The following is a 22267-nucleotide window of genomic DNA, read 5'->3' as shown; positions in this document are numbered from 1 at the left end:
CGGACCGGCGCCCGAGCCGGCCCGCAACGGGCTGAGGATCCTCAGTCGACCTCCTTGAGCATTCGCTCCACCGCGGCCAGGCGCCCCTTGATCTCTGAGAGCGACGCTTTGATCTCGGCGGAGTCGAGGCCGGCCTTCTCGGCGAGCTCCCGGTAGTTGGCCTCGCGGGCGGCGGAGGCCTTGGCCTTGGAGGTGGAGGCGGCCCAGATGATCGCCGCGATGATGACGGCGGTGACGAGCAGCAGCACCCCGAAGGCGAACAGCATTCCGGCATGGGCGTCGGTCATCGGTCGGTTTCCTTTCCTTGGCCCGTCTCGGGCAGAGACGGCGTGATCGCATTGATGGCTTGCGGGTCGATGCGGAAGGAGAACGGCGTCGCCTCGAAGTACTTGACGGCCTTGCCGCTCTCGGACAGTTCCAGTTCGCCTTTGACAAGGCCCGCGGCCTGCAGTTTCTGGAGGTGCATGTGCAGCAGCGGACGGCTCATGCCGAGCTGCCGGGCGAGCAGGCTCACGTACTGCCGGCCGTCGGCGAGCGCTCCGATGATGCGCAGTCGATGCGGATTGGCCAAAGCCGCGAGGGCGTTGAGCAGTTCCGCGCCGGTCAGGTCCTCCGAGTCCATATCAACCATCCCTATTACGTGTAAGAAAAGTCTTACACATGACAGGACAGGCTGCAACCCCGGCTTATTCGATTGCCCGTAACGCACATCACCGGAAGAATCGGGACATGATCGCCGACCACCTCCCGATCTACCGGCTCCGCTTGCGGACCGAGCGGCTGGAGCTGCGCCTGCCCGACCTCGACGAACTCGCCGCGCTCGCGGACGTGGCGGTCGAGGGCGTCCACGACCCGGACTTCATGCCGTTCCTGTACCCCTGGACCGACGTGGCTCCGGCCGAACGCGGGCGCAGCGTCGCGCTCTGGTACCACCGCGCGATCGGACGGTGGGAGACCGACGACTGGACCCTGCCGTTCGTCGTCTTCTACGAGGGTCGGCCGATCGGCGTCCAGGACCTCTACGCCGAGAAGTTCGCGACCTCCCGCGAAGTCAACACCGGTTCGTGGATCGGCATCGCCTACCACGGCAGAGGCATCGGCACCGAGATGCGTGCCGCGGTCCTGCACCTTGCCTTCGCGGGACTCGGAGCCGAGTGGGCCACCAGCGCGTCCTTCGACGGCAACGACGCCTCGGCGGGCGTCTCGCGCAAGCTCGGGTACCGGAGCGACGGGATCGAATTCCACGTCGTGCAGGGCGAGCGCAGGCTCGACCGGCGCTGGCGGCTGAGCCGCGAGGACTGGGATGCCCACCGCCGCCACGAGGTGGCGGTAGAGGGCTTGGACGAGGCCGCGCTGGAGATGATCGGGCTCGGGAAGCCGAAGGAATCGGTAGCCGACACGGCCGAAGGCCCCCTGAACAATCGCTGAATGATGCGCTAAAGTAGTCACGGCTCGCGGGGAAACCCGCGAAGTGCGGACGTAGCGCAGTTGGTAGCGCGACACCTTGCCAAGGTGTAGGTCGCCGGTTCGATCCCGGTCGTCCGCTCCGATGCCCGGCCTGAGTGCCGGGCTTTTTTCGTGGTCGGGCGGTGCTCTTGGTGGGTGGCTGCGGAGGTAGCGCAGTTGGCTGTGTTTTTGGCAGCACTTCGTGCTGGTGCGACACCTTGCCAAGGTGCAGGTCGCCGGTTCGATCCCGGTCGACCGCTCCGAAGCCCGGCCCGGGCGCAGGGCTTTTTCGTGGGACTCGACCGGGAACGAGGCCGAATCGGTCAGTTCTGCTGACCGGCTCCCAGATAACCGAAGATGATGATGGTCGCCACGGCCGCGACCACCAGCCACAGCGTGGCCTTCCGGAACTTGTGCCGCGCGCCGGGGGAGAACCACATGATCGCGGCGAGGATGAGCAGGATTCCGACTACGACGCCGGGGGCGGCGTTCAAACCTTCGTCCATCTGAAGACCAATCATGTCAGGGGGCAACCGTCTGATGACATCGTGCCAGAAAGGCGCGAAACGCATGAGAGGTGACACAGCCCCCCACCGCTGTGCCACCACCCCCGGCCGCGGGCACTAGTCTTCGGCACCAAGAACCGGCCCGAACCAAGCAGTGCAGACTTATGGCTCGCAAGCTTCGCCATCGACGGGAGACGCCATGACCGATTTCATCGAAGTTCCCCGAGGCCTTGACCGCGTCATCGTCGCCGAGACCGAGATCGGCGACGTCCGAGGCGAAGAGGGCTTCTACCACTACCGGCAGTACAACGCCGTCGAACTGGCCGAGCGCTGCTCGTTCGAGCAGGTCTGGCACCTGATGCTGTTCGGCGAGCTGCCGTCCGCCGAGCGCCTCGCCGAGTTCAAAGCCGCCGTCGCCCCCCACCGCCGACTCACCCCCGAACTGCTCGACCTGCTGCCGCACCTGAAGGACACCGCGCCGCTCGACGGCCTCCGCACCGCCCTGTCCGCCGCCTGCGCCGCCCGTCCCATGCGGCCGCTGCTCGACATCGACGAGGACGCCCGCCGCGACGACGCGCTCTTCGCCAGCGCCGTAACGCCGGCCATCCTCACCGCACTGTGGAGGCTCAGCCAGGGGGCCGAGCCGCTCCAGCCGCGAGACGACCTCGGCTACGCCGCCAACTACCTGTACATGATGACCGGCGAGGTCCCCAGTGAGGCCAACGCCCGCGCCATCGAGCACTACCTGATCCTCACCGTCGACCACGGCTTCAACGCCTCGACGTTCACCAGCCGCGTCATCGCCTCCACCGGAGCCGATCTCGGTGCGGCCCTTGTCGGTGCGATCGGCGCGCTCTCCGGCCCCCTCCACGGCGGAGCCCCCTCCCGCGCCCTCGACGCGCTCGACGGCATCGGTTCGGTGGACAACATCGACAACTGGATCCGCACCGAGCTCGAGGCCGGGCGCCGCATCATGGGCTTCGGCCACGCCGTCTACAAGACCGACGACCCCCGGTCGAACCATCTTCGCGATGTCGCCGACCAGCTCGACGGGGATATCGTCGAGTTCGCCAAGACCGTCGAACGCCGCGTCGTCGAGATCCTCGCCGAAGTCAAGCCCGGCCGCAAGCTCTACACCAACGTGGAGTTCTACGCCGGCGTCGTCATGGAGCTCGCCGGCGTGCCGCGCCAGATGTTCACTCCCACCTTCACCACCAGCCGCGTCGTCGGCTGGAGCGCCAATATCCTTGAGCAGGCACGCGACTCGAAGATCATTCGACCGCGCGCCAAGTACGTCGGCGCCCCGCCGCCGCAGCCGGTCCCCGACGAGCCGCGCTGATCCCGACGTCACAGGTGAGCCGCCGCGCAGATCGGCTGCGCGGCGCCTTCCCTGTGGATAGCGTTGGTCCCGTGGCTCAAAGTCTCTACCTCGCCAGCCTGGACCCCAACAGCGGCAAGTCCGCCGTCGCCTTCGGCGTCATGGACCTGCTCGCCAAGCGGGCCGGCTCGGTCGCCGTCTTCCGCCCGATCGTCCGCGACGATCACACGCTCGAAGGCGACCCGATCATCACCCTCCTGCGCGACCACTACCGGCTTCCCGACCCGTACGAGCGCTCGGTCGGCGCCACCTATTCCGACGTGCGCGACGACCCCGACGCCGCCCTGTCGGAGATCGTCGAGCGCTACCACGCCCTGGCCGAGGGCCACGACGTCGTCCTCGTCGTCGGCAGCGACTACTCCGATGTGGGCGCCTCGGTCGAGTTCACCTACAACACCCGGGTGGCGGTCAACCTCGCCTCGCCGATGCTGCTGATCATCACCGGCTACCGGCAGACCGCCGCCGACATCGACGCCGCGGTGCGGTTCGGTGTCGCGCAGGCCGAAGGCGCGCACGCCACCGTCCTCGGCACCATCGTCAACCGCGTGGATCCCGCGATCGTCGCCTCGGTCCGGGACGCCCACCCCGGCACCGGCGTCATCGCCGAAGACCCCGCGCTGAACGCCCCCACCGTCGCCGAACTCGTCGACGCCGCCGACGCCACGCTGATCTCCGGCGACCCGGAGGTCCTCACCCGAACCGTCGGGGACGTGGTCGTCGCCGCCATGACCCTGCCGAACCTCCTCACCCGCCTCGCCGACGACAAGGCCGTCATCCTCCCCGGCGACCGCTCGGAGGTCCTGCTCGGTCTCATCGCGGCCCACCTCGCCGAAGGCGTCCCGTCGCTGTCGGCGGTCTTCCTCACCGGCGGGATGCGGCCCCCGCCCCAGATCCTCCAGATCGTCGCCGGTCTCGACTCGCGGCTGCCGATCGCCGTGGTCGGGCACGACACCTTCGACATGGCCAACCTCGCCGGCGACGTCACCGGCTCGCTCGCCGCCGGCGGCGAGCGCAAGGCCGCCCTCGCCCTGGAGGGCTTCGCCGAAGGCGTCGACGGCGACGACCTGCTCGACCGCCTGCGCCTGTCCAAACCGACCGTGGTCACCCCGATCATGTTCGAGCACTCCATGCTCGGCCGCGCCAAGCGCCTCGACAAGCGGATCGTCCTCCCCGAAGGCGGCGAGCCGCGCATCCTCAAGGCCGCCGAGATCCTCACCCGCAGGAACGTCGCCGAACTGACCCTCCTCGGCGAGGAGTCCGAGATCCGCTCCCAGGCCGCGCAGCTCGGCGTGGACTTGGCGGGAGTCTCGATCCTCAACCCCGGCGACCACGAGATCCGCGAGCGCTTCGCCGAGGAGTACTCCAGGCTCCGCGCCCACAAGGGCGTCACCGCCGACGCCGCCTACGACACCGTCGCCGACGTCTCCTACTTCGGCACCATGATGGTCCACACCGGCATGGCCGACGGCATGGTCTCCGGCGCCGTCCACACCACCGCCCACACCATCCGGCCGTCCTTCGAGATCATCAAGACCCTCCCGGGGGTCGCCGTGGTCTCCTCGGTGTTCTTCATGTGCCTGGCCGACCGCGTCCTCGTCTACGGCGACTGCGCCGTCAACCCCGACCCCGACGCCCGGCAGCTGGCCGACATCGCGCTATCCTCGGCCGACACCGCCACCGAGTTCGGCGTGGAACCGCGCGTGGCGATGCTCTCGTACTCGACCGGCTCCTCGGGTCACGGCGAAGCCGTCGAGAAGGTCCGCGAGGCCACCGAGATCGTCCGCGACCGCCGTCCCGACCTGCCGATCGAAGGGCCCATCCAGTACGACGCCGCCGCCGACGCCGGGGTCGCCGGCACCAAGATGCCGGACTCGCAGGTGGCCGGCAAGGCCACGGTCTTCATCGTCCCCGACCTCAACACCGGCAACAACCTGTACAAGGCCGTGCAGCGCTCCGCGGGCGCGATCGCCGTCGGCCCGGTCCTCCAAGGCCTCCGGAAGCCGGTCAACGACCTGTCCCGCGGCGCCACCGTCCCCGACATCGTCAACACCGTCGCCCTCACCGCCATTCAGGCGGCGCAAGCGGAAGGACATCAATGAGCGCACCGGTCCTGGTGATCAACTCGGGATCCTCCTCGATCAAATACCAGCTGGTCGACGCCGAGACCGAGACCGCCGCCGTCTCGGGGCTCATCGAACGCATCGGACAGTCCGAATCGGTCATCACCCACCGCGACGGGGACGCCGAGCACACCTGGAACGAGCGGCTTCCCGACCACGCGGCCGGACTCGAGGCGGTGGTGACCGCCTTCGACGAGCACGGGACCGCGCTGTCGAAGGCCGGCCTCATCGCCGTCGCCCACCGGGTCGTCCACGGCGGCGAGCGGTTCGTGCAGCCGGTCGTCATCGACGACGAGGTCGAGCGGGCCATCGGGGACCTCGCCGCGCTGGCGCCCCTGCACAACCCGGCGAACCTCGAAGGCATCCAGGTCGCCCGCAAGCTCTTCCCGAAGCTCCCGCAGGTCGCGGTGTTCGACACCGCTTTCCACGCGACGATCCCCGAGCGGGCGCACCGGTACGCCGTCCCGCGCGAGTGGCGCGAAGCGCACGGGGTCCGCCGCTACGGCTTCCACGGCACCTCCCACGCCTACGTCGCCCGACGTGCCGCCGAAATGCTCGGCAAGAGCCCCAAGGAGGTCAACGTCATCGTCGCCCACCTCGGCAACGGCGCCTCCGTCACCGCCGTCGAGCGCGGGCGGTCGATCGACACCTCGATGGGTCTGACTCCGCTCGAAGGCCTGGTCATGGGCACCCGCTCGGGCGACATCGACCCGGCCATCGTCTTCCACATGCACCGGCGGACCGGCACCTCGTTCGACGAGCTGGACGCGGCCCTGAACAAGGAGTCGGGCATGTACGCCCTGACCGGGATGATCGACATGCGCGGCGTCGAGCGGGCGGCCCGGCACGGCGACCCCGAAGCGGCGACCGCCCTGCAGATCTACTGCTACCGGATCCGCAAGTACATCGGCGCCTACATCGCCGCCCTGGGCGGCGCCGACGCGGTCGCCTTCACCGCCGGAGTGGGGGAGAACAGCGCCGAAGTGCGCGCGAAGTCCCTCGAGTCGCTCGTCGCCCTCGGCATCCAGCTCGACGAGGCCGCCAACCAGGCCGGCGGCCCGATCATCACCACCTCGGACTCGCCGATCACCGCGATGGTCGTCCCGACCAACGAGGAAGGCGAGATCGCCGCCCAGACCGCCGCGCTGCTCAGGTCCTGAGCACGCGAAAGGCGGGCCGGCACCGCCGGCCCGCCTTTCACTCGGCTGGTTAAGACGCCACCTGTCAGGAGCTTCGTCAGCGCCGTGTCCAGGTCGACATATCCCGACTCGCGACCCCGCTGGACCAGGCTGTAGGCCCTGCGCAGGAACCGCTGCACGACCGCCCGGTTCACCTCGAACAGGGCGTTGCCGTCCGGTGAGGACAGCGCCAGCGCGATCGACTCCCCCCGAGGCGTCGTCCACGGCCATACCCGCACGTCCCCGATCCCGGTGGGCTCCTCCAGGCCCTTGGCCAGCAGCTCCCGCGAGAACGACCACGCCACCTGGTCGGTGTCCCCGCCGTCCGGGTGGAACATGACGCAGACCGCGTACGGATCCTCCGGGTCGTAGCGCAGGCTCGCGCGGACGCTCACCGTCGCGAAATCGGGCGCGACGAGTCGCATGGTGGTGCCGATGTCGACGGTCGCCGATCGTGCCATGCTCATAGCGGTACCCCCCAGTGCGCGATCGACTCCCCCCGAAGCCGATCGTCTGTCCAAGTCCCCACCGCCCGGGTGCCCCGGGCTCGCGGCGAACATGTCGTGATTCAGGTCTATCATTCAAGCCGTTGCGCCGTACGACGATCGGCAAGACCGATGGCGGCGGGTTCCGGTGATTCGGGCGCAAATACCGACAAAGTCCACCCTCGATTCCGCGGCAATGCGGTAATTACAACACCGTCGTTCACGCGTTCGGGGTACTATCCCGATCCCGCCCCCGTCACCGGCGACGGACCGATCGCGCCGCAGGCGGCGGTTCCTTGGCCGGGAACGCCGTCGGCGGCGAATGATAGCGTTTCGCAGAAGTTCCGGACCTCCTCAGAAGGGGCGCCCCCATGGGTCAATCGCAATGGACCGAAGTCGATGAGTTCCTCGGCCGGCTCCTCGTCGGCGAAGACCAGGCGCTCGCCGAGGCCAACGCCGCCAGCGAACGCGCCGGCCTCCCGCCGATCCAGATCTCGGCCGCTCAAGGGAAACTCCTGTACCTCCTGGCCAAGACCCTCGGCGCGAAACGCGTGCTGGAGGTCGGCACCCTCGGCGGCTACAGCGCCATCTGGATGGCCCGCGCCCTGCCCGAGGGCGGGCACCTGATCAGCCTCGAGGCCAGCGCCAGGCACGCCGAGGTCGCCAGCGGCAACATCGCCCGCGCCGGCCTGGTCGGCACCGTGGAGATCCGCGTCGGCCTCGCCGCCGACAGCCTCGCCGAGCTGGCCGCGGCCGACCCCGAGCCGTTCGACATGGTGTTCATCGACGCCGACAAGGCCGGCTACCCCGCCTATCTCGACTGGGCGCTGCGCCTGACCCGCCCCGGCAGCCTCATCCTCGCCGACAACGTCGTGCGCGGCGGCGCGGTGGCCGACGCGCTCAGCCGCGACTCCAACGTCCAGGGCGTGCGCGCCTACCTCGAGGCGGTGGCCGCGAACCCGAAGCTGGAGGGCACGGTCATGCAGACCGTCGGCGTCAAGGGCTACGACGGCCTCTCGGTCGCCCGGGTCGTCGACTGAGGAGCGGCGCACCGGCCCTCTGTCCTGGTAGAAGATTGGCGCCGGTCACTTCTGGGTAAGTGACCGGCATGCGAGGCTCCAGTCCGCGCCGGCGTCCCGCCGGCCACGACCGCGAACCGAAGTCCACTGTGATATTCACAGCGGGCGGTGCGCCGTGACCGCGCGACCGCTCCGGGTGCTCAGCTGGCACGTGCACGGCTCCTGGCACCACTCGTTCGTCAGGGGACGGCACGAATACCTGCTGCCCACCCTTCCCGAGCGGGGACCGTGGGGCCTGGGCCGGGCCGGGAGGCCCTGGCCCGCCGGCGCCGTCGAAGTGGCCGCCGACCGGCTCGCCGACACCGACGTCGACGTGGTCGTGCTCCAGCGGCCCGAGGAGATCGAGCTCGCCGAACGCTGGCTCGGCCGCCGCCCGGGCATCGACGTCCCGGCCGTCTACGTCCAGCACAACACGCCGGGCGAGACCGCCGCGACCAGCCGCCACGTCCTCGCCGACCGGCGCGACATCACGATCGTCCACGTCACCGAGTTCAACCGGCTCATGTGGGACTGCGGCGACGCGCCCACGACCGTCATCGGCCACGGCATCGTCGACCCCGGGCCGCGGTACCGCGGCGACCTGCGCCGGTCCGTGGCGGTCATCAACGAGCCGGTCCGCCGCGGCCGCGTCGCGGGCGCCGACCTGCTGCACCCGCTCGCCGCCGCCGCTCCGGTCGACGTGTTCGGCATCAACGCCACCGAACTGAAGACCGAGGCGACCGGCGACCGGCACGAAGTCGTCGGAGGCGACGACCTGGACCTCGACTCGCTCCACGACGAGATGGCCCGCCGCCGCGTCTACCTGCACCCCGCCCGCTGGACGTCGCTGGGCCTGTCGCTGCTCGAGGCGATGCACCTGGCCATGCCGGTCGCCGTCGTGGCCGCCACCGCGGCCGCCGCCTTCCCGCCGGAGATCGGCGCCGTCTCGTGCGATCCGGACGCGCTGGCCTCCCGCGTCGGCGAACTCATGGAGGACCGCGACCTCGCCGTCGCCGCAGGCCGGGCCGCGCGCGAGTACGCGCTCACCAATTTCGGGCTCGACGAATTCCTGCGGCGGTGGGACTCGCTGCTGTCGCGAGTCGCCGGCTGAACCGCGCAACCGAGGAGGAGACAATGAAGATCGCGATGGTATCCGAGCACGCGAGTCCGCTCGCGGGCATGGGCGGAGAGGACGCCGGGGGCCAGAACGTCCACGTAGCGCAGCTCGCCGCCGCGCTGACGAGGCACGGACACCTGGTCACCGTCTACACCCGGCGCGACGACCCCGGGCTCGCCGAACGGATCGAGGCGCCCGACGGCTACGAGGTCGTCCACGTCGCCGCGGGCCCGCCCGAGCGGCTCCCGAAGGACGAGCTGCTGCCGCACATGGGCGCCTTCGCCGAGGAACTGGAGCGGGAATGGGCCGCCGACCCGCCCGACATCGTCCACGCCCACTTCTGGATGTCCGGTCTCGCCTCGCTGCGGGCCGCCGAGACGATCGGCCTGCCGACGGTGCTGACCTACCACGCCCTCGGCACGGTCAAGAAGCGCCACCAAGGCGACGCGGACACCAGCCCGCCCGAGCGCATCGACATCGAGCGGGCCATCGGCGAGCGGTGCGCCGGGGTCATCGCGACCAGCAACGAGGAGGTCGACGAGCTCACCGAATTGGGCGTCGCTCCCGACAAGGTCGCCGTCATCCCGTGCGGCGTCGACCTCGACCATTTCAACCCGATCGGCGCGTCCGCCGAGCAGGGAAGCCGCTTCCAGATCCTCACCGCCGGCAGGCTGGTGCCGCGCAAAGGCTTCGACCTCGTCATCCGGGCGCTGGCGTCGCTGCCGCACGCCGAACTCGTCATCGCCGGCGGGCCGGCCGAAGGTTCGGTGACGCACGACCCCGAGGCCCGCAGACTGCGCGAGCTCGCCGAGGAGGTCGGCGTCTCGGGCCGGGTCCGCACGCCCGGGCAGATGCCGCACGAGGCGATGCCCGCCCAGTTCAGGTCCGCCGACGTCGTCGTCTGCACGCCCTGGTACGAGCCGTTCGGCATCGTCCCGCTCGAGGCGATGGCCTGCGGCGTGCCGGTCGTCGCCAGCGCGGTCGGCGGCCTTCGCGACACCGTCGAGGACGGGGCCACCGGCACTCTCGTCGCCGATCCGACGCCGGAGGCGCTCGCCGACGCGATCCGCCCCTACCTGGAGGACTCGGAGATGCGCCGCGTGATCGGCCAGGCCGGACGCCTGCGCGCCTGCGCGAGGTACTCGTGGGACGCGATCGCCGCCGAGACCTGGAAGACCTACGAGCTGGCCGTCGACGCGCCGTAGGCCCTCAGCCGATGTAGCGGCGGGCCTTGGAGCTGCGCTGCGGTCCTTCCAGGAGCACCAGCTGGGTCTCCACGCTCGGCGGGACCACGGCGCGGTTGCGGGCCACCCAGGGAGCGCCGCGTGCGGCCTCTATGAGCGCCGCGAGGGTGGTCGCGTCGGCCGGGGCCGAACGGAGGACCTCCATGCTGCGCCGCATCGCGCTGCGCGCCGGTCGCCGCAGCCACTGCGTCCAGAGCGTGTTCCTGATGCCGAGGCGCCGCCGCTGCCCGCTGTCGCGCTCACGCGAGGGCCGGTGGTGGATCACGACGTCCTCGACCCAGCACATCCACCAGCCGGCGGCGGCCAGGTCGAGCGCCAGCAGCTCCTCCTCGCCGCTGAACCAGATGCGGTGGTTGAAGCCGCCGACCTGCTTGAACGCCTGCACTCGGATCATCGTGAGGCCGGCCAGGACGCCGAGCAGCGGACGTCCGGGCAGCCAGTCGGGTCCGGCCACGGGGGAGTGGCGCAGCTCGGGCGTGAGCGGGTCCTCGGCCAGATCCGGCTCGACCAGGCACCGGCCCGTGACGGTGGCGACCGACGGGTGCTCATCGAGAACGTCGGCGGCGCGGCTCAGGGAGCCCGGCTGCCACGAGGTGTCGTCGTCGCAGAAGGCCACGTACGGGGTGCGCGCCAGCCCGACCGCGACGTTGCGGCCGATCGCGCCGAGGTTCCGCTCGGCGCGCACCAGATCCACCTGCGGGAACTTGCAGGCCACCATCGAGGCCGTCTCGTCGGAGGAGGCGTTGTCGACCACGATGATCGGCACGTCCTCGGGCAGGGCGGTCATGTGCGTCAGCGTCCGCTCGAGCTCGGCCTGACGGTCGCGGGTGATGATCGCGACGGTGACCCGGTCGCCGCTCATCGCACCGTCTCCGCTTCCAGCAGCGCCAGGTCCGCCTCGACCCGGTCGGGGAGCCGCCGCCTGGCGAGCAGCGCCCGCGGCAGCCGCGCGACCAGCCCCGCCAGCGCCTGCGCCGCGTGCCGATCCCGCAGCGCGGCCTCGGCCAGCGGCCTGGTCCGCTCCACGCACACCGGCAGCGGCCGGCGCATCCAGGCGATCAGGGCCCGGTTGCGCATCTCGCGGGCCCGCCGCCACGCCGACGGCGGCCGCTGCGTCGACGGCAGGTGCCGGGCGACCACCTCCTCGGTGTAGCACAGCGACCAGTCGCGCGCGGCCATGTCGAGCGCGAGCAGTTCCTCCTCGCCGGCGAACCGGAGCACGTCGCTGAAGCCGCCGGCCTCCTCGAACGCCGAGCGGCGGACCACCGCGGCGCAGGCGAGGAACCCGAGCACGGCCGGGCCCGGCAGCGGGCCGCGGTGCGGCAGCGGACTGGCCGCCAGCGCCTCGTTCAGCGGGTCGGGCCGGGCCTCGGAGCCGACCAGTGTGCGCGCGGTCAGCAGCCCCGCCCGCGGATACCGGTCCAGCAGGTCGGCCGCGCGCGTCAGCGCGCCCCGCTCCCACCACGAGTCGTCGTCGCTGAAGGCCACGTACTCGGTCCTCGCGGCGCGCACGCCGACGTTCCTGGCGGCGGCCCCCCGGTTGCGCGGCAGCCGCACGTACTCCACATGCGGGCAACCGGCGGCCAAGGCGCGCATATCGGGCCCGGTCGAGTCGGTAGAGGCGTTGTCGACCACGATCACCGGCGGCGTCGGATCGAGCGCCAGCAGCTCCACAATGGTGCGTTTCAGCTCAGGTGCACGGTTTCTCGTCGCGACGACGACACTGGTGCGCTCATCGAACATGGCGGCGTGAGTACCCCTCGGCGACCTGCTCACACCTGAGTCCGCCGTTACACCGCTTCTCAACAGGAGCATGTTTACGAGTCGAGACAGAGGGTAGCTATGGCGTGCTGAGTTCCGTACAAATACGGATGAAGCGCGAACAAGGGGGAACGCCGTGAAAGTACTGGGGGTCAACGCGATTTTCCACGACTCGTCGGCCGCGCTCGTCATCGACGGCGAGATCGTCGCAGCCGCCGAGGAAGAGCGGTTCAGCCGCCGAAAGCACGGCAAACGACCGGTGCCGTTCTCCGCATGGGAGCTTCCCGAACTCGCCATGGCCTGGTGCCTCGCCGAAGCCGGAGTCGACCCCTCCGAGCTCGACGCCGTCGCCTACTCCTACGACCCCGAGTCGGTCGACCACGACGGCGGCGGACTCGACCCGCACTGGGAGAAACTGCGCACCACCTACGCCAAACGCGCCCCGTACTTCCTGCGCACCGCCCTCCCCGGACTCGATCCCTCCACAGTGCAATTCGTCCGGCACCACGTCGCGCACGCCGCCTCGGCCGCGCTGGCCGGCCCCTTCGACGACTGCGCCGTGATCGTCGCCGACGGCCGCGGCGAATGCGCCTCGCACCTGGCCGGCCAATACGTCGACGGGAAACTGGTCGAACTGGCCTCCCAAGAGCTGCCGCACTCGCTCGGACTGCTCTACGAGGACGCCACCGCACACCTCGGATTCAAGCGCTCCAGCGACGAGTACAAGGTCATGGCGCTGGCCTCATACGGCGAGCCCCGGTTCCTGCCGGAGCTTTCCGAGGCCGTCTACGCCACCGGCGAGGGCGGATTCCGCACCGAGCCGATCGACTGGGAACGCTTCGCTCCGCGCCGTCGCCCCGACCAGGAGCCGACCGAGGCCCACGCCGACCTGGCCGCCACCGTCCAACGGCGCGTCGAGGAGGTCCTGCTCGACCTCGCCGACTGGACCCACCGCAGCACCGGGCAGAAGGACCTGGCCTTCGCCGGGGGAGTGGCCCTCAACTGCGTCGCCAACACCCGCCTCCACGCCGAAGGCCCGTTCGAGCGCATCTGGGTCCAACCCGCCGCCGGCGACGCCGGCACCGCGCTCGGCGCGGCCGTCCAGGTCGCCGCCGACCTCGGCGACGACGTGAAGCCGATGCGCGACGCCGCCCTCGGCAGCGGCTGGAGCGACGAGGAGATCGAGGCGGAACTGCGCCGCGCCGGCCTGCGCTACTACCGGTCCGACGACATCGCCGCCGAAGTCGCCGGAGCCCTGGCCGAGAACGGCATCGTCGGCTGGTTCCAAGGCCGCTCCGAATTCGGCCCCCGCGCGCTCGGGCACCGCTCGCTGCTGGCCCACCCCGGCCACGACGGCAACCTCGACCGCCTCAACGCCGTCAAGGGCCGCGAGCGCTTCCGGCCCATCGCGCCGATGGTCCTCGCCGACCGGGCCGCCGACGTGTTCGCGCGCGGACCGCTGCCCTCGCCGTACATGCTGTTCGTCCACGACGTCGACCCGGTCTGGCACGACCGGCTGCCGGCGATCACTCACGTCGACGGGACCGCTCGCATCCAGACCGTCGACCGCGCCCGCCAGCCGCTCCTGGCAGCGATGCTCGAGGACTTCGAACGACGCACCGGACTGCCCGCCGTGGTCAACACCAGCTTCAACACCGCCGGCCGGCCGATGGTCGACGCCCCCCGCGACGCGCTGGAATGCTTCGGCTCGGCGCCGATCGACCTGCTCGCGATCGGCCCGTTCACCGTGAGGCGCCGATGACCTCGTTCACCATCGTCGTCCCCACGCTGGCCAGGTCGAGCCTGGACACGCTGCTCCGCGCGCTCGCCGCCTCCGAGGGGCCGAAGCCGAAGCGGCTGGTCCTCGTCGACGACCGGCCCCGGCCCGAGCATCTCCAACTGCCCGAACTGCCGTTCGCGACCGGCTCGCTGCGCTCCTACGGCCGCGGCCCGGCCGCCGCGCGCAATCTCGGCTGGCGCGCCGCCGACACCGAGTGGGTCGTCTTCCTCGACGACGATGTCATCCCGACCGGCGACTGGCTCGAAGACCTGGCTTCCGACCTCGACGGGCTCGGCGGCGACGAGGCGGCCTCCCAGGCCCGCATCGAAGTGCCGCTGCCGGCCGACCGCGAGCCCACCGACGCCGAACGCCAGACCGCGAACCTGGCCGGCGCCAAATGGATCACCGCCGACATGGCCTACCGCCGCGAAGTGCTCCAAGCCGTCAGCGGCTTCGACGAGCGGTTCACCCGCGCCTTCCGCGAAGACGCCGACCTCGCGCTGCGCGTGGTCGACGCCGGCTGGCGCATCGCCTACGGCAAGCGCGTCACCCAGCACCCGGCGCGCGGCCGCCACTTCCTCTCCAGCGTCCGCGACCAGGCCGGCAACGCCGACAACGCGCTCATGCGCGCCAAACACGGCTACACCTGGCGGCAGCGCAGCGACGAGGGGCCGGCGAAGTTCGGCTCCTACCTGCTCACCTGCGCCCTCGGCGCCGCGGCGATCGCCGGAGCGCGACGCGGACGCCGCTGGGCCGCACTCGCCGCCGGGGCCTGGGCGGCCCGAACCGCGCAATTCGCCGTCGAACGCATCACGCCCGGGCCGCGCACGGCCCGCGAGATCGCCGACATGGCCCTCTCGAGCGCGCTCATCCCGCCGGCGGCGGTCGGATGGAGCCTCATCGGTCTCGTCCGCCACCGCCCGACCCTGCGGCCCGGCGCGATCCTGTTCGACCGCGACGACACCCTCGTCGTCGACGTCCCCTATCAGACCGACCCCGACAAGGTCAGGCCCATGCCGGGCGCCGAACTCGCCCTCAGCCGCCTGCGGGCCTCGCAGGTCCCGGTCGGCGTCGTCACCAACCAGTCCGGCGTCGGCAAGGGCCTCATCAGCGGCGAGCAGCTCGACGCGGTCAACGCCCGCGTCGAAGCCCTGCTCGGCCCCTTCGGCACCTGGCAGGTCTGCCCGCACCGGCCCGAGGACCGGTGCCCGTGCCGCAAACCCTCGCCCGAGATGGTCCGCAAGGCCGCCGCCGAACTGGGCGCCCGGCCGCGCCACTGCGTGATGATCGGCGACACCGGCGCCGACGTGGCCGCCGCCCTCAACGCCGGGGCCAAGGCGATCCTGGTGCCGACCAAGCGAACCCTGCCCGACGAGATCGCCATGGCCCGCCGCCGCGCCACCGTCGCGCGCGATTTGTGCGAAGCGGTGAACATCGCCCTGGGAGACGTGCCGTGAGCGGCCGCGTCCTCATAGCCCGCCAGGACAACGTCGGCGACGTCCTGCTGGCGGGCCCCTGCATCCGAGCCGTCGCGGCCGCGGCCGACGAGGTCACCGTCCTGGCCGGACCGCGCGGGGCCGCCGCGGCCTCGCTCCTGCCCGGCGTCGACGACACCATCACCTGGTGCGCGCCGTGGATCGACCCCGACCCGCCTCCGGTGACCGCCGCCGGCATCGAAGCGGCGCGCTCCGAACTGGCCGAACGCCGCTTCGACGCGGCGCTGGTCCTCACCTCGTTCCACCAGTCGCCGCTGCCGACGGCGACGGTGCTGCGCATGGCCGGCGTGCCCTGGATCGGCGCGATCAGCGTCGACTACCCCGGCTCCCTGCTCGACCTGCGCCACCGTGTCCCCGAAGACCTGCCCGAAGCCGAGCGCGCGCTCAGCCTCGCCCGCGCCGCCGGATACGAGCTGTCGCCCGGCGACGACGGCCGACTCGCCGTCGCCCGCCCGCTGCCGGATCTCGACCACCTCGGCCTGCCCGAGCGCTACCTCGTGGTCCACCCAGGCGCATCGGCGCCGGCGCGCCGCATGTCCTCGGCTCGCCTCGCCGCCGCCGTCGACGCCCTCGCCGCGGCCGGCCACGCCGTGGTCGTCACCGGCTCGGCCCCGGAGCGGGAACTGACCGCCCGCGTCGCCGGCGACCGCGCCGTCGACCTCGGCGGGCGGACGAGCCTCGACCAGCTCGCCGCCGTCATCGACCGGGCCGAGGCCGTCGTCGCCCCCAACACCGGCGCAGCCCACCTCGCCGCCGCCGTCGGCACGCCGGTGGTGAGCCTGTTCGCCCCCGTAGTGCCCGCGGTCAAATGGCAGCCCTACCGGGTCCCGCACGTCCTCCTCGGCGACCAGCAGGCGCCGTGCCGCGACACCCGCGCCCGGCACTGCCCGGTCCCGCTGCATCCCTGCCTGGAATCGGTGTCCCCCTCGGCCGTCCTCGCCGCCGCCGAGTCCTTGATGTCAACCGCAATCGATGCATGAGAGAAGGAAGGCCCGCCATGACCGACACGCGCATCGCCGAACGCCACTGGCGCGACCTCGGCGCCGCAGTCCACCGGCTTCTGGACCAAGCGCCCCGCGTGCACCGTTGGGGCGAGCACTTGGCGCAGGTCCTTTCCTCCGGAGGCAGGCTGCTGACGTGCGGCAACGGCGGATCCGCCGCCGAAGCGCAGCACTTGAGCGGCGAACTGGTCGGACGGTTCCGCTCCGACCGGCCCGCGTACTCCGCGATCGCGCTGCACGCCGACACCTCGGCGGCAACCGCCATCCTCAACGACTACGGCGAACACGAGTACTTCGCCCGGCAGGTGCGGGCGCACGGCCGACCCGGAGACGTCCTCATCGCCCTCTCGACCAGCGGCACCAGCCACAACGTCATCACCGCCGCCAAAGCGGCGCTCCAGGATGGCCTCACCGTCTGGGGCCTGACCGGCCCGGCGCCCAACCAGCTGGCGACGCTCGCCGACGACGCCATCGCCGTCGAAGCCGAGACCACCGCCACCGTCCAGGAGGCGCACCTGACGATCATCCACGCCCTGTGCGGCGCCTTCGACGACGCATTGGGAGTCGCCCCGTGAAGCGACTCGTGATCCTCGGCGACACGTTCCTGGACATCGACCTCCACGGCAGCTCCGAACGCCTGTGCCCGGAGGCCCCCGTCCCGGTCGTGGACGCCAGCGAGGAGCTCCGCAGACCCGGCGGCGCGGGCCTGGCGGCGCTGCTGGCCGCCCGCGACGCACCGCGAGTCAGCCTCGTCACCGCCCTGGCCGACGACCACGCCGGCGGCCGGCTCCGCGAGATGCTCGAACCGCACGTCGACGTCGTCGGCGCGCCGCTGCGCGGCTCCACCGTCCGCAAGATCCGCATCCGCTCCGGCGGCCAGCTCGTCACCCGCATCGACCACGGCGACGGCCGCGCCGCAGAGATCGAGATGAGCGACGCGGTCGCCATGACCCTCGCCAGAGCCGACGCGATCCTCGTGGCCGACTACGGGCGCGGCATGGCCGCCCAGCAGCCGATCCGCCGGCTCCTGGCCGAACTGGCCCCATCGATCCCCGTCGTCTGGGACCCCCACCCGAAAGGGCCGCTTCCAGTGCGCGGGACCAGGCTCGTTACGCCCAACCAGGGGGAGGCCGAGAAGCTCGCCCCAGGGGCCGGCAGCATCCAGCAGCTCGCCGAGCACCTGCGCGGCGAATTCGGCAGCCACGCCGTGGCCATCACCCAAGGCGACCAAGGCGCGACGCTCGCCAGCGACTCCCAGACCGTCCGCGTCCCGCCGCCGTCGGACCTGCCGGCCGCGCCCGACGGCTGGATCGACACCTGCGGCGCCGGCGACCAGTTCGGCGTCGCCGCCGCGATCGCATTGCTGGTCGACCGCGACGTCCACCGGGCGGTGTCCGGGGCCGTCGACGCCGCCTCGCGCTTCGTCGCCGCCGGCGGCGTGGGCGCCGTCGTCGGCCAGACGCCGTCCACGCCGACCACGCCCGCGACCGAGACCGGCATCGACGCCTTCGAACTGGCCGCCCGCGTCCGCCGCTCCGGCGGCACGCTCGTGGCCACCGGCGGCTGCTTCGACCTGCTCCACCCGGGCCACGTCAGCCTCCTGCGCCGGGCCCGCGCCATGGGCGACGCCCTGGTCGTGTGCCTGAACTCCGACGAGTCCATCCGCAGGCTCAAAGGCTCCGGCAGACCCATCCTCGCCGCCGAGGACCGCGCCAGGCTCCTGACCGCGCTCGCCACCGTCGACGCGGTCACCGTCTTCGAGGAGACCACGCCGACCCAGGTCCTCGAACGGCTGCGGCCCGACGTCTGGGTCAAGGGAGGCGACTACGCCAACCAGCCGATCCCCGAGTCCCACACCGTCATGCGCCACGGCGGCGAAGTCGTCGTCGTCCCCACCGTCGACGGCTACTCCACGACCGAGCTCATCGCGACCATGAACGCCCGCAACTGAACGCAAGGAGACGCCAATGGCAGGGAACATTCTCATCACCGGTGGCGCCGGAGGACTCGGCGCCGCCACCGCCGCCGAGGTCAGCGCCGCCGGAGGCACCCCGCTCGTCATCGACAAGCAGGCCCCCGACCAGAAGGCGCCCTACCGCAAGGCCGACCTGTCCGACACCGCCGCCACCGAACTGGCCGTTCGGGAACTGGCCGACGAGGTCGGCGGCCTCGACGGCGTCTTCACCGCCGCCGGCACCGACGCCTGCGGGAAACTCGACCAGGTCGACGGCGAGGACTGGGAACGGGTCGTCAAAGTCAACCTCCTGGGCACCGCCGCCACCGTCCGAGCCGCCCTGCCCTACCTGTACGAAAGCCAGGGCACCGTCGTCACCTGCTCCTCGACGCTCGGCGTCAAGGCCGTATCCGACGCCACCGCCTACTGCGCCTCCAAATTCGGCATCGTCGGATTCACCCGCGCCCTGGCCGCCGAGACCGCGGGCAGGGTCGGCGTCACCCTGCTCGTGCCCGGAGGCATGCGCACCGGCTTCTTCGACGGACGCCCCGAGCAGTACAAGCCCGGACCGACCGCGAAGCTCAACGACCCGCGCGCGGTCGCCCGAACCGTCGTCTTCGCCCTCGACCAGCCTCCCGGCTGCGAGGTCAGGGAGCTGGTCGTCTGCCACTCGGAGGAGACCTCCTGGCCGTGAGCGACACGATCCTGGTCCTGCGCGCGCTCGGCGTCGGTGACCTGCTCACCGCCGTCCCGGCGCTGCGCGCGCTCCGGAAGGCCTTTCCGGACAACCGGATCGTGCTCGCCGCCCCCGAAGGGCTGCGCGAACTGGTCGACCTCGTCGAAGCGGTCGACAACCTGCACCCGACGCCGGGCCTCGGCGCGCTCAAATGGCACGACGAGCCGCCCGGCGTCGCGGTCAACCTCCACGGCTCCGGACCCGAGAGCCTGCGCGACCTCCTGGTGACCGGACCGACCGCGCTCATCGCCCACCACCACCCCGACGTGCCCGCGGTCCCCGGACCCCGATGGCGGCCCGAGCTCCACGAGATCGACCGGTGGTGCCGCCTCCTGGCCGGATTCGGCATCGACGCCGACCCGACCGACCTGCGACTGCTCCCGCCGCCGCGGCCCACACCGCACTGCGGCGCCGTCGTGATCCACCCCGGAGCGGCCTACCCGTCCCGGCGCTGGCCGGTCGAGCGGTTCGCCTGGGTCGCCGGCCGCCTCCAAGCCGAAGGGCACGAGATCCTCATCACCGGCGGGCCCGACGAGGCCGACCTTGGCCGCGCCGTCGCCGAAATCGGCGGCATCGCCCCGTGGCGGGTCTCGGCCGGCCGCACCGGACTGGCCGAGATCGCCACCGTCATCGCCTCGGCGCGCCTGGTCATATGCGGTGACACCGGCGTCGGCCACCTCGCCACCGCGTTCGACACCCCCTCGGTGGTCCTGTTCGGGCCCACGCCGCCGACGCTGTGGGGACCACCGGCCGGTCAGCGGCGGCACGTCGCGCTCTGGGCCGGCCGCACCGGCGACCCGCACGGACGCCGACCCGACCCCGGCCTGCTCGAACTCCAGCCCGAACCGGTGCTCGCCACCGCGCGGGATCTGCTCGAGCGCTATTCATACTTATCGGGAGCGACGCACCGTAACTCGCTCACCAGAATCGACACCCGTGACGCAAAGGTAGTCTTGACGCATAATGTCGATGCCGACCAATCCGATAACGCGGCGGTTGGCCCTCTTGGGCTGGTCGATCCGCAGGCTGAGCCTCACGCTCGCCGCCGCCGTGCTGCTGGCCTGCGGCCTCATCACGGGCGCCCTCGTCGTCTTCTGGGTCGGCATACCGATCACGGTCGCCGTCATCCTCGCCATCCGCGGATGGGCCAACCTCCAGCGGACGGTCATCGGCGACCAGCTCGGCACCGAGATCCCCGCGCCCTACAAACCGGTGCCCAAGACCAGGCTCGACCAGCGGGCGCTGGCGCTCGTCCGCGAACCGGCCACCTGGCGCGACGTCTCATGGCTCGCCATCGACGCCACCCTCGGCGTCCTGGTCCACCTCGTCTACCTCGGCGTGTTCGCCGTCGCCGTCTTCTACCTGGTGCAGCCGCCGCTGCTGGCGACCGTGTTCGGCTCCTCCAACCCGGTGCTGAACGACTTCCGGATCTACGCGTTCGACACTCCCGCGAAGACGCTGCTGCTCGTGCCGTTCGCGCTGGCGTTCGGGGCCGCGTGGTGGCGCTGGGGCGAGCTGTTCCTGCGCTGGTACGGCCACCTCGGCGCCAAGCTCCTCGGCCCGACCGCCAACGCGCTGCTCAGCGCCCGCCTCAGCGAGATGCGAGTCTCGCGCGACCAGACCGTCGACCACGCCGCGGCCGAGCTGCGGCGGATCGAGCGCGACCTCCACGACGGGGCCCAGGCCCGCATCGTCGCGCTGAGCATGACCCTCGGCATGGCCGAGGAGATGCTCGGCCGCGACCGGCCCGACGACGCCGCCCAACTGGTCGGCGAGGCCCGGCAGACCTGCTCGGAGGTGCTCAACGAGGTCCGCCACCTCGCGCGCGGCATCCACCCGCCGGTCCTGGCCGACCGCGGCTTCTCCGGCGCGCTCCAGGCGATGTCCCTGGACCACCCGCTGCCGGTCGCGGTCGTCGACAAGCTCACCGGGAAACTGCCGGCACCGGTCGAGGCGGCGGCCTACTTCGCCACCAACGAGGTCCTCACCAACATCACCAAGCACGCCGAGGCGACGAAGGTCCGCATCATCGTCGGCGACGTCGAGGGCGAGCTGGTGATCGAGGTCGGCGACGACGGCCAGGGCGGCGCGCAGACCGTCCCCGGCGGCGGACTCGACGGCGTGCGGCGACGCCTGGCGGCCTTCGACGGCACGCTCAGCGTCGTCAGCCCCGTGGGCGGCCCGACCCTGGTGACGATGAAGATCCCGCACGCGGTGAGCGCCCCGGCCCAACCCGCGAAGCATCGCTGAGGAGGACCATGGACGTCGTACTCGCCGAGGACCACTCGCTCCTGCGTGACGGCCTCACCCGGCTGCTGGAGGCCCACGACTGCACCGTCGTCGAAGCGGTCGACAACGGTCCGGCTCTCACCGCCGCGCTGCTCAAACACCATCCCGACGTCGCCGTCGTCGACATCCGGCTGCCGCCGACCTTCACCGACGAGGGCCTCCGGGCCGCCATCGAGGCCCGCCGCACCATCCCCGCGCTGCCGATCCTCGTCCTTTCCCAGTACGTCGAGCAGCTCTACGCCCGCGAACTCCTCGGCGACCGCCGCGGCGGCGTGGGCTACCTGCTCAAGGATCGCGTCTCCGACATCGACGAGTTCGTGGAGGCGCTGCGCCGCGTGGCCGCCGGCGGCACCGCCATGGACCCCGAGGTCGTCGCCCGCCTCCTCGGCAAGCAGCAGAGCCGCCTCGACGCGCTCACCGCGCGGGAGAAGGAGGTCCTGGCGCTCATGGCCGAGGGTCGCACCAACGCCGCCATAGCCGCGCGGCTGTTCGTCACCGAGAAGGCCGTCGGCAAGCACTCGGCCAACGTCTTCCGCAAGCTGGGCCTCAACCAGTCCGACGACGACAACCGGCGCGTGCTCGCCGTCCTGGCCTACCTGGAGGACAACGAGGGGGTCTAGACCCAATGCCGTTCGGTTAAGGGTCTGCGAAGACGACGATGTCGAGGGTGGCCTTGTAAGTTCGCCGGTCGATGCCGTTGGTTCTGGCGTGGTATTTC

General features: G+C 71.5%; 20 protein-coding genes, 1 tRNA gene and 2 pseudogenes. 17 read left to right on the top strand and 6 right to left on the bottom strand.

Translation table 11 applies throughout. From position 1 onward, the window contains the following. Positions 1-41 precede the first annotated feature (41 nt). Both ACYVL2_RS19310 and ACYVL2_RS19305 read right to left on the bottom strand, forming a co-directional pair. Positions 42-287 carry a hypothetical protein gene (locus ACYVL2_RS19310; protein WP_460546405.1) on the bottom strand — a complete coding sequence of 82 codons (246 nt, stop codon included), beginning with the start codon at positions 285-287 and terminating at the stop codon, positions 42-44. After that, positions 284-622, bottom strand: coding sequence for an ArsR/SmtB family transcription factor (locus ACYVL2_RS19305; RefSeq protein ID WP_460546403.1), 339 nt, complete (start codon positions 620-622; stop codon positions 284-286). Before ACYVL2_RS19305 ends, ACYVL2_RS19310 begins: the two co-directional genes overlap by 4 nt. Before the next feature lie 107 nt (positions 623-729). On the opposite strand from ACYVL2_RS19305, the gene ACYVL2_RS19300 reads away from it, so the two are divergent. Both ACYVL2_RS19300 and ACYVL2_RS19295 read left to right on the top strand, forming a co-directional pair. Further along, the gene (locus tag ACYVL2_RS19300) at positions 730-1428 is read left to right on the top strand and encodes a GNAT family N-acetyltransferase (protein WP_460546400.1); all 699 of its coding nucleotides are present in this window, start codon (positions 730-732) and stop codon (positions 1426-1428) included. A gap of 45 nt (positions 1429-1473) precedes the next feature. Next, positions 1474-1546: transfer RNA gene (locus ACYVL2_RS19295), tRNA-Gly, on the top strand. 223 nt (positions 1547-1769) lie between these two features. Here ACYVL2_RS19295 and ACYVL2_RS19290 read toward each other — a convergent pair. Then, the gene (locus tag ACYVL2_RS19290) at positions 1770-1952 is read right to left on the bottom strand and encodes a hypothetical protein (RefSeq protein ID WP_460546398.1); all 183 of its coding nucleotides are present in this window, start codon (positions 1950-1952) and stop codon (positions 1770-1772) included. Between the two features lie 199 nt (positions 1953-2151). On the opposite strand from ACYVL2_RS19290, the gene ACYVL2_RS19285 reads away from it, so the two are divergent. The 3 genes from ACYVL2_RS19285 to ACYVL2_RS19275 all read left to right on the top strand — a co-directional run bounded on the left by ACYVL2_RS19285 (position 2152) and on the right by ACYVL2_RS19275 (position 6610). Then, positions 2152-3291 (top strand): citrate synthase, encoded by a 1140-nt coding sequence (locus ACYVL2_RS19285; protein ID WP_460546396.1) that lies wholly within the window; start codon positions 2152-2154, stop codon positions 3289-3291. Positions 3292-3362: 71 nt separating this feature from the next. Then, positions 3363-5429, top strand: a complete 2067-nt coding sequence (gene pta / locus ACYVL2_RS19280; RefSeq protein ID WP_460546394.1) for a phosphate acetyltransferase — start codon at positions 3363-3365, stop codon at positions 5427-5429. Next, positions 5426-6610, top strand: coding sequence for an acetate/propionate family kinase (locus tag ACYVL2_RS19275; RefSeq protein ID WP_460546392.1), 1185 nt, complete (start codon positions 5426-5428; stop codon positions 6608-6610). Before pta ends, ACYVL2_RS19275 begins: the two co-directional genes overlap by 4 nt. Before the next feature lie 59 nt (positions 6611-6669). Here the strand turns inward: ACYVL2_RS19275 and ACYVL2_RS19270 are convergent. Then, positions 6670-7095 (bottom strand): annotated as a pseudogene (locus ACYVL2_RS19270) (SsgA family sporulation/cell division regulator); the annotation flags it as partial. Positions 7096-7484: 389 nt separating this feature from the next. On the opposite strand from ACYVL2_RS19270, the gene ACYVL2_RS19265 reads away from it, so the two are divergent. The 3 genes from ACYVL2_RS19265 (at position 7485) to ACYVL2_RS19255 (ending at position 10493) form a co-directional block, all read left to right on the top strand. Further along, on the top strand, positions 7485-8153 hold the full coding sequence (locus tag ACYVL2_RS19265) for an O-methyltransferase (protein ID WP_460546390.1): 669 nt from the start codon (positions 7485-7487) through the stop codon (positions 8151-8153). Between the two features lie 154 nt (positions 8154-8307). Further along, entirely contained in the window at positions 8308-9282 is a 975-nt protein-coding gene (locus ACYVL2_RS19260) for a glycosyltransferase (protein ID WP_460546388.1), read from the top strand. A 23-nt stretch (positions 9283-9305) separates the two neighbouring features. After that, complete coding sequence (locus ACYVL2_RS19255; protein ID WP_460546386.1) at positions 9306-10493, top strand: glycosyltransferase family protein; 1188 nt, start codon at positions 9306-9308, stop codon at positions 10491-10493. 4 nt (positions 10494-10497) lie between these two features. On the opposite strand, the gene ACYVL2_RS19250 is transcribed toward ACYVL2_RS19255, so the two are convergent. After that, positions 10498-11394 (bottom strand): glycosyltransferase family 2 protein, encoded by an 897-nt coding sequence (locus tag ACYVL2_RS19250; RefSeq protein WP_460546384.1) that lies wholly within the window; start codon positions 11392-11394, stop codon positions 10498-10500. Beyond that, on the bottom strand, positions 11391-12275 hold the full coding sequence (locus tag ACYVL2_RS19245) for a glycosyltransferase family 2 protein (protein WP_460546381.1): 885 nt from the start codon (positions 12273-12275) through the stop codon (positions 11391-11393). The genes ACYVL2_RS19250 and ACYVL2_RS19245 overlap by 4 nt, the downstream gene beginning before the upstream one ends. 154 nt (positions 12276-12429) lie before the next feature. Here ACYVL2_RS19245 and ACYVL2_RS19240 point away from each other — a divergent pair, with 154 nt between their 5' ends. From ACYVL2_RS19240 to ACYVL2_RS19200, 9 genes and pseudogenes are all read left to right on the top strand, one after another. Further along, positions 12430-14055 carry a carbamoyltransferase family protein gene (locus ACYVL2_RS19240; RefSeq protein WP_460546379.1) on the top strand — a complete coding sequence of 542 codons (1626 nt, stop codon included), beginning with the start codon at positions 12430-12432 and terminating at the stop codon, positions 14053-14055. Next, positions 14052-15530, top strand: a complete 1479-nt coding sequence (locus tag ACYVL2_RS19235; protein ID WP_460546376.1) for an HAD-IIIA family hydrolase — start codon at positions 14052-14054, stop codon at positions 15528-15530. Before ACYVL2_RS19240 ends, ACYVL2_RS19235 begins: the two co-directional genes overlap by 4 nt. Beyond that, positions 15527-16549, top strand: a complete 1023-nt coding sequence (locus ACYVL2_RS19230; RefSeq protein ID WP_460546374.1) for a glycosyltransferase family 9 protein — start codon at positions 15527-15529, stop codon at positions 16547-16549. The genes ACYVL2_RS19235 and ACYVL2_RS19230 overlap by 4 nt, the downstream gene beginning before the upstream one ends. Positions 16550-16566: 17 nt before the next feature. Beyond that, positions 16567-17145 (top strand): D-sedoheptulose-7-phosphate isomerase, encoded by a 579-nt coding sequence (locus tag ACYVL2_RS19225; RefSeq protein WP_460546372.1) that lies wholly within the window; start codon positions 16567-16569, stop codon positions 17143-17145. After that, entirely contained in the window at positions 17142-18521 is a 1380-nt protein-coding gene (rfaE2, locus tag ACYVL2_RS19220; protein ID WP_460546370.1) for a D-glycero-beta-D-manno-heptose 1-phosphate adenylyltransferase, read from the top strand. The genes ACYVL2_RS19225 and rfaE2 overlap by 4 nt, the downstream gene beginning before the upstream one ends. A gap of 16 nt (positions 18522-18537) precedes the next feature. Further along, on the top strand, positions 18538-19218 hold the full coding sequence (locus tag ACYVL2_RS19215; protein ID WP_460546368.1) for an SDR family oxidoreductase: 681 nt from the start codon (positions 18538-18540) through the stop codon (positions 19216-19218). Further along, positions 19209-20138 (top strand): annotated as a pseudogene (locus ACYVL2_RS19210) (glycosyltransferase family 9 protein); the annotation flags it as partial. The gene ACYVL2_RS19215 and the pseudogene ACYVL2_RS19210, both read left to right, overlap by 10 nt. Positions 20139-20229: 91 nt before the next feature. Further along, entirely contained in the window at positions 20230-21510 is a 1281-nt protein-coding gene (locus ACYVL2_RS19205) for a sensor histidine kinase (protein ID WP_460546366.1), read from the top strand. An 8-nt stretch (positions 21511-21518) separates the two neighbouring features. Next, positions 21519-22169 carry a response regulator transcription factor gene (locus ACYVL2_RS19200; RefSeq protein ID WP_460546364.1) on the top strand — a complete coding sequence of 217 codons (651 nt, stop codon included), beginning with the start codon at positions 21519-21521 and terminating at the stop codon, positions 22167-22169. Positions 22170-22267 lie beyond the last annotated feature (98 nt).

The organism is Glycomyces halotolerans (genome assembly GCF_054779575.1).
Note: the sequence above shows the minus strand (reverse complement) of the source record. Positions and strands in the feature narration are given on the sequence as shown.